At 43.2% G+C, this 12,699-nt stretch carries 12 protein-coding genes and 1 other annotated feature; of the genes, 1 reads left to right on the forward strand and 11 read right to left on the reverse strand.

The genetic code is table 11. The features are described 5' to 3' along the window. Window positions 1–2 precede the first annotated feature (2 nt). The 4 genes from AC58QD_RS00175 to AC58QD_RS00190 all read right to left on the reverse strand — a co-directional run bounded on the left by AC58QD_RS00175 (window position 3) and on the right by AC58QD_RS00190 (window position 2,931). Entirely contained in the window at window positions 3–560 is a 558-nt protein-coding gene (locus tag AC58QD_RS00175; RefSeq protein WP_497328766.1) for a class I SAM-dependent methyltransferase, read from the reverse strand. Window positions 561–647: 87 nt separating this feature from the next. Continuing rightward, window positions 648–914 (reverse strand) — a binding site (T-box leader). A gap of 79 nt (window positions 915–993) precedes the next feature. Next, complete coding sequence (locus AC58QD_RS00180) at window positions 994–1,311, reverse strand: hypothetical protein (RefSeq protein ID WP_497328768.1); 318 nt, start codon at window positions 1,309–1,311, stop codon at window positions 994–996. Between the two features lie 43 nt (window positions 1,312–1,354). Then, window positions 1,355–2,017: a chloramphenicol phosphotransferase CPT family protein gene (locus tag AC58QD_RS00185; protein WP_497328770.1), complete on the reverse strand. Its 663-nt coding sequence runs from the start codon at window positions 2,015–2,017 to the stop codon at window positions 1,355–1,357. A 221-nt stretch (window positions 2,018–2,238) separates the two neighbouring features. Then, window positions 2,239–2,931 carry a metallophosphoesterase family protein gene (locus AC58QD_RS00190; RefSeq protein WP_497328772.1) on the reverse strand — a complete coding sequence of 231 codons (693 nt, stop codon included), beginning with the start codon at window positions 2,929–2,931 and terminating at the stop codon, window positions 2,239–2,241. Window positions 2,932–3,155: 224 nt separating this feature from the next. Here AC58QD_RS00190 and AC58QD_RS00195 point away from each other — a divergent pair, with 224 nt between their 5' ends. Next, a complete protein-coding gene (locus AC58QD_RS00195) occupies window positions 3,156–3,917 on the forward strand; it encodes an alpha/beta fold hydrolase (protein WP_497328773.1) in 762 nt (253 codons plus the stop codon). Between the two features lie 294 nt (window positions 3,918–4,211). Here the strand turns inward: AC58QD_RS00195 and AC58QD_RS00200 are convergent, their stop codons facing one another. The 7 genes from AC58QD_RS00200 to AC58QD_RS00230 form a co-directional block, all read right to left on the reverse strand. Beyond that, the gene (locus tag AC58QD_RS00200; RefSeq protein ID WP_497328775.1) at window positions 4,212–4,592 is read right to left on the reverse strand and encodes an iron chaperone; all 381 of its coding nucleotides are present in this window, start codon (window positions 4,590–4,592) and stop codon (window positions 4,212–4,214) included. Window positions 4,593–4,697: 105 nt separating this feature from the next. Continuing rightward, window positions 4,698–5,690 carry an SGNH/GDSL hydrolase family protein gene (locus tag AC58QD_RS00205; RefSeq protein ID WP_497328777.1) on the reverse strand — a complete coding sequence of 331 codons (993 nt, stop codon included), beginning with the start codon at window positions 5,688–5,690 and terminating at the stop codon, window positions 4,698–4,700. A 171-nt stretch (window positions 5,691–5,861) separates the two neighbouring features. Further along, the gene (locus AC58QD_RS00210) at window positions 5,862–6,641 is read right to left on the reverse strand and encodes a DUF817 domain-containing protein (protein WP_497328779.1); all 780 of its coding nucleotides are present in this window, start codon (window positions 6,639–6,641) and stop codon (window positions 5,862–5,864) included. Window positions 6,642–6,719: 78 nt separating this feature from the next. Beyond that, entirely contained in the window at window positions 6,720–7,163 is a 444-nt protein-coding gene (locus AC58QD_RS00215) for a Type 1 glutamine amidotransferase-like domain-containing protein (RefSeq protein WP_497328781.1), read from the reverse strand. 24 nt (window positions 7,164–7,187) lie between these two features. Further along, on the reverse strand, window positions 7,188–7,739 hold the full coding sequence (locus AC58QD_RS00220) for an AAA family ATPase (protein ID WP_497328783.1): 552 nt from the start codon (window positions 7,737–7,739) through the stop codon (window positions 7,188–7,190). A gap of 326 nt (window positions 7,740–8,065) precedes the next feature. Next, window positions 8,066–9,040 carry a LacI family DNA-binding transcriptional regulator gene (locus tag AC58QD_RS00225; RefSeq protein WP_497328785.1) on the reverse strand — a complete coding sequence of 325 codons (975 nt, stop codon included), beginning with the start codon at window positions 9,038–9,040 and terminating at the stop codon, window positions 8,066–8,068. A gap of 334 nt (window positions 9,041–9,374) precedes the next feature. After that, complete coding sequence (locus AC58QD_RS00230; protein ID WP_497328787.1) at window positions 9,375–12,692, reverse strand: carbohydrate binding domain-containing protein; 3,318 nt, start codon at window positions 12,690–12,692, stop codon at window positions 9,375–9,377. Between the last annotated feature and the right edge of the window lie 7 nt (window positions 12,693–12,699).

Genomic DNA, 12,699 nt, shown 5'->3' on the forward strand with positions numbered 1-12,699 from the left:
TATCAGTCGGCTGCCGTATCGTCTAGCATAACATTTAGTTCTGATTTCCTCTCATCCGTTAGGATCAAATCCGGATTTCGGAGTAGATAATCCCAAACGAACGAGTAGGAAGAAACGAATGACACAAATATAGTTCCGTTAGGCTTTAATTTTTTTATACATTCCTCTATAGTTTTTACTCTGTCATTCTCGTCTTTCAGATGATACATCGGGCCCATACACAGCACATGATCATACTGCCCATCGTCGATATCTGATAAATCACGACTATCTACACATAAGCCACTAAGAGGCAGTCCAAGTTCTTTTGCCTTATTAAGCGCAAAGTCCACATTGCTTTGAGAAAGATCAGCCAATGTCACATCACAGCCCAGCTCCGAAAGGTAGAGAGAATACTTTCCTGGACCACCGCCAAGGTCTAAAACTCTGTCATTCGGCTTAACGTAACGGTTTATGAAACGTTTGCTAATTTCATACTCGACTTTGTGACGATCAAGCCGTTTCCATTCATAATTTACTGTTTCATCATAAAATCTTCTCACGATTTCCACACTATCCATGTAAACACTCCCCTCAAAAATAGTACAATCAAGCCGTTACATATTTGTTACAGAAAAGAAAAAATCCCACCCCCAAGACCTTATAGTCTCAGAGACGAGATTAATATACTCGTGGTACCACCCATGATTTGCTAATACATCACCCTATTAGCCTCTTCAAGTACGGCACTACTCTAAGGAGAATGCTTATACTTTAGCTCTGTAACAGGAGCTCCTGTCACACCATCCCCCTTGTTCTGGTTCCGATGTGCTGCTCAGAGGCTTTCTTCAATAAATAATTCTTTACTCCTTTTCAACTGCCGGAGCTCTCTGTGAAAGAATTCATTTATTTACTGCCCTCTTCATCGCATTTCAAATAATGGGATTATGTTACCAAGCAATCTCAATATTGTAAATATATTTTTATACATTTAAAAAAATGAGGAAGCTGTCTTTATTTATCTGGCCTCTGTTTAATCCTGTCACTTAAAACAAGTAAACCCATGACAAAAAAGATCATGCTAATGCCCCATAATACTCCTATCCCTGCGATAGCTAAAGAGTTGTAAGCAGAGCTTGTGAAGGCCCTTGTTTCGAGTATTCTTATCCAAAAGAGTGCACCAATAGAAAACAATATAAGGTGGCTAAGAATCCATCCAAAACCATATTTTTTATACTTAATCATCAAACTAATAGTTACAGCAACTACTGGAACCATTACTAACAGAAATCCGACTCTCAAAAGTAAGGGCACTTCTTGTTCCAATAACATAGCCCTTTATCCCCCATTTTATTAAACCTTGACACCACTTTCACTATCCAGTGGCCATGGCCTCAAGACGCTTGAAAGCCGATGGTAGTGGACCATCTTCTAGTCGCTGACGGATCAAGCCAGCACACACCTCTGAGCTGAGCACCGAAGTATCGATCTCCAGGTCATAGATACCTGGCACATGGATAGTCTGATGCCACAAGCTCACTGGTTTTGGTACAGAGCCGTCATCGGCGTAACCGAGATACCCGGTAGCGATCCGTCGTTCCATGATAACCTCGATTGGGCAACGCACGCCCACGAACAATACTGGCAGGTCCTTCAATATCCGAGCACAGTTGTGGAGAATCCCCTGCGGGACAGAATAGGCGTCATGGTGCCCGATATCCACTACGACGTTTAGCCCCAAGCGGCTGTGTATAGCAATCGCCTCATACATGGCGCGATACAGGATCACAATGAGAGGCTCGAGGTCGGGGCGTTCACCCCCAGGCCGCAGCCCGATCCCTGGCTGATAACGTTCTGGGGTCATCTGCATGAACCGATCGACACCCATGTTTATCCACACACCCTCAAACGTATTCTGGATTACGGTGGCAATGCTGGACTTCCCGGATCGAGGCGTCCCGTTCAGGATCACGATCTGGCCGGGTGTATCTACCTGTAACATCCGTTTCCTCCTTCCGATTCCTATCCTTAATCCCACAATACTTCATTAAGTGATGGGGATCTTAGTATATTCTCCCCTGCACACGTGCTTTTCCTTTAATTTGGTTAAAAATAATCTATTGTAGTAAAAAATTACAGATAATTATTTAAACAAAAGCAAACAGTTGCCTCCACTCTCTAATCACCTTAAACGCAGCGAGGCTGCCGATAATATAACCGGCAGCTTCGTATTCCTCAAAGTATTTAGGCACGATCGTATTATTTTCTACTTTGATATCGCTCAGTGAAGAGACGGCGCAACTCATGTTGCGGTATACTTTTTTCGTGCTCAACATGCTTTAATTCAATATTACCATTTGTAATGGTAATATAGTGTGCGGCGATTGAGGGATCATCAGGACGGTTATAGCCTACACTCCCTGGATTCATCCATAAGCAGTCGTTATGAACATAGGTGACACATTGTCTGTGAGTATGGCCAAAGATCAATCTTTTCTTTTGGTAATGACAATTCTTCTCATTGGTTTGGTGATTCCAAAAGCTCATAAACTCAGGATAGCTACCAATTGTTTCATAGCCTTTGAATAGATGCTGCAAACTGTATGCAATATCATCAATCTGAAAATCGATTTGTTTCGGCAAGTTTTCCAAATAAGTAATAGAAGACTCATTCAATTTTCTGGCGTTGATGATCGGCCACGTAAGCTCTTCAATGGGCAGATCTTCGAGATGCTTGCCACTGCGAAACGTCTCAATGATGAGCTCATCATGATTCCCCTTAACGGACATAATTTTGTTATCCCGAACACAATCAATGACTTCCTGCGGATAAAACCCAACATCGACCAAATCCCCGGCACAATATATCAAATCACTGTTTTTTTCCCTCATTAAAATCGCTTCAAGCGAATCCATGTTGCTATGTACATCGGACAGGATTAACAGCTTCATTGTTAGCTTCTCCTTTTCTTTCCCCCAAGTTTTATCTTCCAGTCTATTGCTCTTTTAACATTAAGAGTGACACAGGTGTCGGCTATTCACCATTAGAATAAATTGTCTTATGCATGGTCAATTCTATCCAAATCATATTGTTCGGTTTGCTTAATGCAACCCACATTCGTTGAGAACGTATCACTAAAGTGATTACAGCGATAACAAAGTGAGGTGTCGTGCTTTTGGTAATAGAGAAATCTAAATTAGATACATCAAAAGGGAAGTTACAATATAATATTAGCGGGAACGGAAAACCTAATATCGTCTTAATTAACGGCGGTTCCGGACCCATAGAAGGTTGGATGAAAATACTACCCAAAATTTCAGTCTCTTCATGTGTATTTTCCTATAATCGTTTTGGTGTTTCTGGTAGTGACAAGCCTCAAGAACCCCAAGATGGACTAACGATTGTCGAAACGTTAAGAGAGGCATTACAGATAGTAGGATTAGAACCTCCATTCATGCTAGTTGGACATTCATTAGGTGGATTATATGCAAATTTATATGCACGATGTTACCCAAACGAAGTAGCTGGCATTGTGTTTTTAGAATCCAGCCATCCCAAAGATACAAGCCTTAATGAATATCAAGGTACGATAGTAAAAACAATTAACAAGATTTTCTCAATGTTTGATTCCTTGTCTTCCCATAAACAATTTAATGAAGTTCATTTTGTTAAAAAAACGGTGGAACAAATCCATGCAAACAATCTTTTCCCCGAAATACCTGTATATGTGATTACTGGCGGGAAAGAAAATCGGATGATGCCAGAGGTAGTTCGTAAAAAAAGAATAGAGCATCAGTTGGAGCTACTTACATTGTCTAGATACAGCAAACATATCCTCGCTGAAAAAAGCGGTCATTTCCCTCAATTTTCAGAGCCCAGAGTAGTAATTGATACGATTAAGGATTGTGTCGAACAAATAAAACAAACCATGAAGTAGCATGCTTACACAACCAAGTTATCGCCCATTCTAAGCGAACAAGAAAAAAGGGCACCGACTAGGTGCCCCCTTACTAGCTTTCATTACTAGTTGAAATCCTCAACTAAGTTTACCAGAGGAGTTCCGACTGAATCGTTTCCGCTCCATGCCTTGATGGTAACGACATCTTTTTGTGGTTCGGTAAAATTACTGACCATCACACGCAATGTATAGTACTCCTCGGCAGCCTTGTGGTGTGGGTTATATAGCTCTTGAATCCATTAATTAATGGGATATGTCTTCTTTTGCTCACATCTACTTCAACTTCGATTCAGCCTTTCTCTTGCTCTCGTTGACCCGAAAATCAACAATCCTCCTAATCAACTCGTAAGGTAATTGCTTATTAATGGGGAATTGAACGGACCCTTTCGCCCACTTATAAGAAGACAGCTCATCTTTAAACATTTCAATCCCACTAGGTGTAGGATAAAAACCGATGTGATTCTCATAAGCTGCAAAATGTACCAAATTCCCATGCAATGCGAATGTCGGCATCTGGTAACTGATTTTCTCCATTGCCTCTGGTGCAGTCTCTTGAATGACTTGTCTAAGCTTGTTTAATATTTCTTGAGTTTCACTTGGGAACTGTGCAACGTATTCATCAATCGTTTTGACCCCATTCTTTTCCACTTTCACTACCCACCTTCGCTTGGAAAAATGTCAAAATTTCATTAATGATTATTCCATAAACTGGCCAATAGCCTGAAATAGCTTGTCCCACATTCACTACAGCCGCTCAGCTTATAAACGAAGACCCGTCAGCATATCCGTCATCCGTGCTCCCATCAGTTGGTACCCTTCCGCATTGGGATGCAACTGATCAGGCTGATTACCGGCATATGCTTCCCCAAACAACTCCAGACCGTTAATATACATTAAATTGCGATCACCATATCCCTGCAAGATGGAGATAGCTGCACGGATTTCCTCACGCATTATCTCCAATGTCATCCCTACAGCATTTTCGGTAGACTCCCTGTAAGAGCAATAGATAGGCGAACATACAACGAGCGGGGTTGTCATGTGTTTTTCTCGGAGCAACTCAATCATCCCTATGACAGCAGAGCGGAAAGTGCGAATGTTCATCGTATTGCCGCCCATCACATTAATACCGAGGCATAATGAAATGATATCGGCGGGAAGCTCTCTAATCACTCTTGCTACGGTTGGCTCAATGTGGCATTGTCCCCCGAAACCAAGGCAGGTTAAATCCCAGCCCTTGTTTCGAGCCACTATCGCCGGCCAGGTTAGGGAAGGGCTTGCGGCTGCTGCACACTGTGTGATTGAGCTTCCGTAGGTAATCCACCGGACACGCTCATTACGATATGGAACAATATGAGCTGCCTCGTCCACGTGTAGTGCTTTCAATATAACCGCGGCATTTTGCGGTAAATAGATCTCGAAACGTTCACCTGCAGGTAGATCAAACAAACAGCGTTCTGCTCCCGGCTCCACTGTAACGGTTTGGATAAGCCTATCGTCTACTATCAGATCGAATAGTCGCTCCTTTTCACCGGGAACGACCTCCAGTTCGATCAAGCCATTTGTGCCTGTACCTACTGAACCTGTAAAGGCTATTCGAACTCCTGCAGCTTCTCCTGCTTTGTCAATTAAACTCTCTGCAAACACTCGAAGCTTGTCGTATGGTAACCTCCATGGACGAATACCTTGCTCGGTTCTTTCCAAAGAAACGGCTCCATGAATCCACTCGCTGGTAATTGGTATTGTGTACATGATCTCGATCCTCTACTTTCCCAAGTTATTTTCACTTATATCGTTACAAAATCATGATGCTCTTTAAAGCGTTTATAGCTATTCGATCTTCCCTTTTCATTATACTATTAAGATAATTCTTTAAGAGTAATAAATAGGGAAAGGAAATCCTTTATGTTTTTTGCAAGTAATTTAACCGGAATCTTTCGTATTCCGGCTAGCTTTAACATGTTTAAGCTGAGCAACAATAATGACGCTAATAATTACGAGAAGGAACCACGAACTGATCTTACTGAAACTAACCAGCTCCCAGGCATGGTACTGGTCAGGATATTTCCAAGCATTAAAAAATGTAGCTATATTTTCGGCTAACCAGATGAAAAAACCTACTATGAAAAAAGCCAGTGTCAAGGGCATTCGATAAGTAATGGTCCGTACCCGATATATGATCCATGTTCTCCAAAAGACAATGAGCACAAGCGCCGTCAGCCACCAACGAAAATCAGGAATGAAATGATGTGTGAAAAAGTTCAGATAAATGGCTCCTCCTAGTAATCCCGCAGAAGTAAGCCCCGGCCAGCCGTTCATGTTCATCTTGAGTCTACGCCATACCTGACACATAAAGCTTGCAACACTTGCATACATAAATCCACTATAGAGCGGTACACCGAACAACTTCGTAAGCCCGGGCTCAGGGTATGACCATGATCCCATCCTTACCTTATATATTTCCAGCATCAAACCAATACAGTGAAATACACAGATAACTTTAATTTCATCGCGTGTCTCTAATCCACTACGGTACATGAGGTACTGCACTGCAAGCAGTATAAAAAGAATGGCATCATAACGGTAAATGAAAGGCAACTCTATTACGCTAGAAAGAGCTAAAGTCCCAAAGATCGCAATAGGAAATATGCAGCTCATCGCCTGATGATAGCCAAAATGCAGTAGTTGTATTATCGGTTTCAATGATGTTATCTCCTCGCCTGGTAACTTTATCCTCCTCTGGTATTAAACAATTAATTCGGGTTGGGTCCAGTCATTTATTTATTTTATGATTGAGATAGATTGGTCATCTTTTATTCTTGTAACTTCACATTTTTCAAGGGCTGCTTCAAACTCCTCTATTCTATCTTCAATTGTCTTACCTGAACCATCTTTAAACAAGTCTTCCCTGTCGTAATGAGGGAATATAAGTTTCTCTGTTAAATCTAATGCGGCAAAATCCTTTATATTCAATGTATTCATTTGAGGAGTGAAAAAATGAACAATTTTAATGTTCGGTCCAAGTAATATTGCACCAGCACTAACACCAACAATCACTACATTCTGAGATGCTATTATTTTAAAAATTTCAACAGCTCCGCTTTTCTTAGTATGGAACAACAAGTTAAACGGATTGCCACCACTGATATATATTACATCTTTCGGTAAAAGGTTTTCTGGATTATCGAACTCTAAATCAATGAAATCAATATTCTGGAACCCCATTCCCTTTAAATCAAAGACCTCTATCTAGTCATCACGAAACATATCCTCCAAATATCTCTCTGTTCGATTTAAAAAACCTTTAGTAATTTGATAATGTTCCGTATCTTCATAACTGATGTTTTCAATGGAGGATAAATCAAAGCTAAAAATCTTTGCGTTTGGGTATCCCAGAAGAATAGACGAATGTGTTGCAATAATAAATTGAGTATTCCGACGCCTTTCCAATTGATGAATGATCCTTAGAAAGGCTAGTTGACGGGCTGGTGACAAAGCTGCCTCGGGTTCGTCTAACAAATAAATTCTCTTTCCTCCAAATCGGTTTAAGAATAGCGATAAAAAAGATTCACCATGAGATTGGTGGTGTAACGATTTACCGCCGTAACCTTGATAATTGAAAGTAGGATCATCTTTGGCCACTTGGTCAAGATGGCTAGCAAAATGGTAAAAACTTTCCGCCCTTAAAAAGAACCCTTGAGTAACTTTTGGAAGCCAAGAAAGGCGTACTATTCCCCAAATGCCGCTTGGGATGAATCCACGTCGTGTTTTGAATACCATTCTTTTGAGGGAGTTAACCATTCTTGGATCCTCCTAAATAGAATATTTTTTCTTGGCATTAAGCTCCTCGATGTTAGTCAGGAAACTTCAACCGCCAGCTTTTATTCCTTCACATGTTATACCTCTCGAATGTTGTAACTGTCCCTCCTTTACTCCATTATGATTACGCTTTCAATTATGCTTTGCAATCCTCTGTCATCAAACTTGATAACGAATAACAGGTCTCTGGAGGTGCACCACCTCCTTTCAATTGATACAAAACCGCTAAGATTCCAATTAGTAATCGATTACATTAAAAGCTAAAACGACCTTTCCGCCCTTCCAGAGAGTTACCGTTTAGCGTAAAACTACCCCTTCCACGGCATCGTGGAGCCTCGAACCGTTAGGTTGCAGTTTACTTCTTCTTGCACCCATTTATAGCTGTTATCTGTCACTACCTGTCCCGTTAATATATCTAGTGTGCGTTTAGCCAAGTATTCAATCGAAGGACCTGAAGTCGTGAGTGGAACATCAAAGTTTTCAAGATCCGGTATATCATCGTATACAACGAGTGACATATGCTCTGGCACCTTCAGATCCAGTTCTCGAAGCAACCGGATTGTCGGATGTAAGCTGCCCTGGCTGTCAACAACAAGAGCACTTGGTCTGTCTGCCTGACTCATCAATTGTATAAACCTGTGTCTGAATGTTTGTTGGAGGGGATCTATAACATAATCTTGTCGATATTCAATCCTCGATTCCGCTACTCCCTGCATGTAACCATTGTATTTGTGCAAATCCAACTGTCCGATGAATCCTACTCGGGTATGTCCCAATTCCGCCAGGTGATGTACTGCATTACGAACAGCCCCGATCCGATCTATGGATAAACTATGTGCCTTTTCACTTTTCCATCCACCCAACAAGAGCATATCACCGCGAAACCTTTCCTTCTCTTGTAAAAATTCCAATGTAGGATTCCAATCTGACCGCCAAAATACTACATAATCGACAAAATAACGATTGAAGGTACGCATAGCCTCTCCGGCTCCCGCCATGGAGAATATGACCTGCAAGCCTCGCTGCGATGCCTCCTTCTGAATCTCAAAGCTTAAGTCATAGAAGAACAGCCCTTTCAGTTTGGGCCAAATCATGCCCAGCATACTTGGTTGCCTCTGCGCAAGCTTCTTGGCCGCCAAGCTAGGTACATAATTCATCTGTTCTGCAATCCGCTTGATGACCTCTCTCTTGGTATCACTGACACCGGGTTCATTATTCAATGCACGCGACACAGTTACAAAAGTAACTCCTGCCTCTCTTGCAATATCTTTAATCGTAACCATGGCATCATATCACCCTTATCTCTTTTACGATTAGTATAGTATACTGCACAACCAAACACAATGTTTAATTAAACTATTTATATGCAGTATTATGAAGTTAACGTTTAAGTTTATGCATAATAAAGCGCTTTCTTCCATACTCTCCCCCCTCCCCTGTACTTTACCTTTTTAGCTTTTAGAGGGACTTTTTCAGTGGTCTTCCTAGATCATCCTGTTAGGCTAAATAGACTTATCCACACAAATTGCCACCTTGTTGCCGACCGTTTACGTGATCGACGCCAAGGTGGCGATTTCTGAAGTAACCTGAACCAGCCTCACAAGGCCAACAGATCTATTATGGAGTCAGATTTTCTACTAAGGAAAGATCATCGAGCCATGCTTGCGCATTCACTGTTTGGTTCACACGGAATTGAACGTAAGCATTCATAGTTCCCACCGGGACTACAAGCGGCAATTCGCGATATGTCCAGTTTGCACTAGATGGCACGGTTAACCATTGGTACGAAATCGTTGCATCCGATGCATTAGTGTACCGTATCCCTAGGAGCACTTGCCCAACAGTCGACCCGTGCTTCGTCCATCCGGATAAGGTGTAGCTTCGATTGGTTGCAAGGGAAATTGGAGCCGAATATACAAAATTGTTGCCATTCGTACTGCTTGGTGACAACCGCATCGAGCGAAGACCTTGATGAACCACCACTGAGTCCCAGAACCCCGCACTTCCAAACCAATTATTGGCTGATGTACCGTTGCCGGCAGCCGTCTCGAAGCCTGGATTTGGGACCAAATTCCGGCTCACTTCCACCATTAATGGAAGTGAATCAAACGTTAGAGTACCGACACTAGCCTGAATCTTCAGGGGGTACGATCCATTCGCAACAGATCCCTGATTCAAATATACCGAACCTTGAACGGTTTCATTCCCTCCGGCGCCTATCGTCACGGATGCTGGTATATTCACCCCTATGAGTGACGATATTTGAGGCAATAGCTCAGCTGTAATGGCATGATTCGCCCTGTTAACCAACTGAATTTGAAAGGGAACATTCTCCGAACCCGACAGCGTAATTGAATTTGGATTAAGTTGTATGGCCATTAGAGGTATAGTGCGGAAGCTATTCGTCGACTGATTCTCAAGCTCCACGTTTCCGTACACGAAGTCCACAACACCTTTTACATCGTAAACGGCTTCACCTGCATCGATCGGGATGGTAAAGGAATGGGTACTACTATACGTCCCGCTAGCATTAAGGGTACCAATTGTTTCTGTAATAGGAGCTAGTTGTAACGAATCAGGAAACTGAATCGTTACCGTTGTGTTTGTTAATGGATAGGCTCCCCTGTTCTTCAACGTTACATTGATTTGCGATGGTTCCCCAGATAGAACGGTTCCCCCTGACCCAATCTGCAACTCGATTCCAATTAGAGCGCCTGGAATTTTCCTAATATGGTCTATGAATTGCTGTAGTGCTGCGACCATTGCCGTACGATCCCCACCGAGCGATTGAGTGGGATGCTTTTCCACCCACGCCATCAGAGATTGTGCCTGGTCGATCAAGCTCGCCACATCTGATGTAACATTCTCTATATTGGGTGTTGAGCTATTCAACATATCCACGACATCCTGAAGCCCTTCGATCAACTCAGTTGTCTTATTCGTCCAGTGCGGTTTAGCCGACAAAAACTGAGCTTCCGCCAACTCTGAAGCCGCTTTATCTGCTGTGAAAGCAAATGGAGTCAATTTGTATACAAGGGTTTCATAAGCACCAAGCTCTACATGCAATTGATCGGTCAGGTCATTGAATGAGCTTGGCAGATCTCCGTACATTAGCTCTGCATGGTATCCAGTGATAGGCAACGGAACAGATAAGGATTTATTCTGAGTCGTGTCATTGAGCGCAATAACATACATCTCGCCATTAGTACCATTATTCCAGATGGCCCATTCCGTGCCGTCAGCTCTAGCATTACTGATGGGCGTTGATTGTGCTAGCTCCCCAATCAGCTCAAGCTCCGGCTTAAACTCGACCAATCCCGACCAAAGCTTCGATGCTGGAAGACTCCAGCCTGGATCATTAATCGAATAATAACCTACACCCGTTGCTCCAGCGAGCAAGGATTGATATGCCATATTGCGAACTTCTGTTATTGTGGGCAAGTATGTCCACGAAGATGGCGCGGGATAAGCAAAGGTTTGCAGGATGGACCACACTGGCTTGCTCCCTTGCACCGCTGCCACTGCTTCCCTGACCTGATCTCCCACCATCGTAATGGGACGATTGGGCAATGGATACGTATCTACAGCGAAAATATCCGGCACGCGAGCATAGTTCACATATTGACGATGATCACCCTCCAACGTATATACCGGATGTGTCGGATCCAACGCTCTCACAATCGCGTATACATTGGACACTTGTTCCACTGACACACCGTTGCCGCTTGGCTCATCGATCGCCATCCACCCCAACAATGCAGGATCGTTTTTGAACTCGTTCACATACTGCTCCAGCTTCACATAGTCATTCGTGATATTAACGTAGTAGTATAGCGGGAATAGCACCTTCAATCCATTTGCATGTGCAGCATCAAGCGCACTGTGAATATCAGCGATTGAAGACGCCTGCGGTCCCTGTACGGTATTAATTCCGATCTGCTTCAACAATGCGTACTGATCCACATTGGCATGATAAGCGATGACCGGGAAGAACGGTTGCCCATCCGATTGAATGATTCCTCCTGGCGGCAGCGTTGTGGGACGAGCCCAGCGGTAGATGAGCGAGGACTCTTCATCCCATAGGGTCTGATCCGGTCCAATAAGGGAAGCCTCCACCTTATAGGCGATGCTCGGTGTCATAACCGATGGATCGAATGTGTATACCAATTCCGGTTGGGCCGATAATCCATACGCCGAGTTTACGACAGTTCCAGATTCGGCCTCGGATATGCGGATATTCACAGTTTTACCGGAATAATCATCATCGTTAAAGCGCATCCCCAGTTGTACTTTTGCTTGTGTCTGATCCGTGTAGTAGTTGATTTGATCTGTAGTCATCGTTAGATTAACCAGCCGGACCGCTGCATCGTCGAACATGACAGACCCTGTTCCCCATAACCGTAAAAATACAACGGCATAGGCTGACTGTTCAGGAGCTCTTAACCGCATTTGATACGATTGCCAATCTCCCGTTACATTTTTCACGTAAGGACCGAACACTTCATCTACCCAATTGGCGATACCGAGCTGTGTATTCTTGTAGAACTCTACCTTCATGACAACCCCTTTGCCCTGAACACCGGACGACTTGAACCACGTGGAGAAGTCATAGGTATTACCTGCCTCTACCGGTATGACTTGGTAAACCCAAGGATTCGCGTATGAACCTGACTGCACATTCACTCCTGCAAGCCCGGTACGAGCAGCCTGTGGGGAAAGGGTGACAGCAGTGCCACCCCACCCTCCCACTGCTGTCCAATGATTCGGTATTCCATTCGTCGTCTGCTCAAAGCTCTCATTTTGCAATACATTTGGATTCACCTGCAACGCCTCAGCCTGATGCGGTAGAAAAGGCAATATGGAGATGAACAGCAACATGACTATACATATGAATACCATTCTTTTGAATACCATTCTTCTGGGGGAGCTAACCATTCTTGGA

The sequence above is a fragment of the Paenibacillus sp. J2R1T-4 genome, from assembly GCF_059692235.1.

What these genes read in the sequence shown, in the direction of transcription:
- AC58QD_RS00175 (WP_497328766.1), bottom strand. Translation starts at nt 560, where the DNA reads ATGGATAGTGTGGAAATCGTGAGAAGATTTTATGATGAAACAGTAAAT.
- AC58QD_RS00180 (WP_497328768.1), bottom strand. Translation starts at nt 1,311, where the DNA reads ATGTTATTGGAACAAGAAGTGCCCTTACTTTTGAGAGTCGGATTTCTG.
- AC58QD_RS00190 (WP_497328772.1), bottom strand. Translation starts at nt 2,931, where the DNA reads ATGAAGCTGTTAATCCTGTCCGATGTACATAGCAACATGGATTCGCTT.
- AC58QD_RS00205 (WP_497328777.1), bottom strand. Translation starts at nt 5,690, where the DNA reads ATGTACACAATACCAATTACCAGCGAGTGGATTCATGGAGCCGTTTCT.
- AC58QD_RS00215 (WP_497328781.1), bottom strand. Translation starts at nt 7,163, where the DNA reads ATGGGGTTCCAGAATATTGATTTCATTGATTTAGAGTTCGATAATCCA.
- AC58QD_RS00220 (WP_497328783.1), bottom strand. Translation starts at nt 7,739, where the DNA reads ATGGTTAACTCCCTCAAAAGAATGGTATTCAAAACACGACGTGGATTC.
- AC58QD_RS00225 (WP_497328785.1), bottom strand. Translation starts at nt 9,040, where the DNA reads ATGGTTACGATTAAAGATATTGCAAGAGAGGCAGGAGTTACTTTTGTA.
- AC58QD_RS00230 (WP_497328787.1), bottom strand. Translation starts at nt 12,692, where the DNA reads ATGGTTAGCTCCCCCAGAAGAATGGTATTCAAAAGAATGGTATTCATA.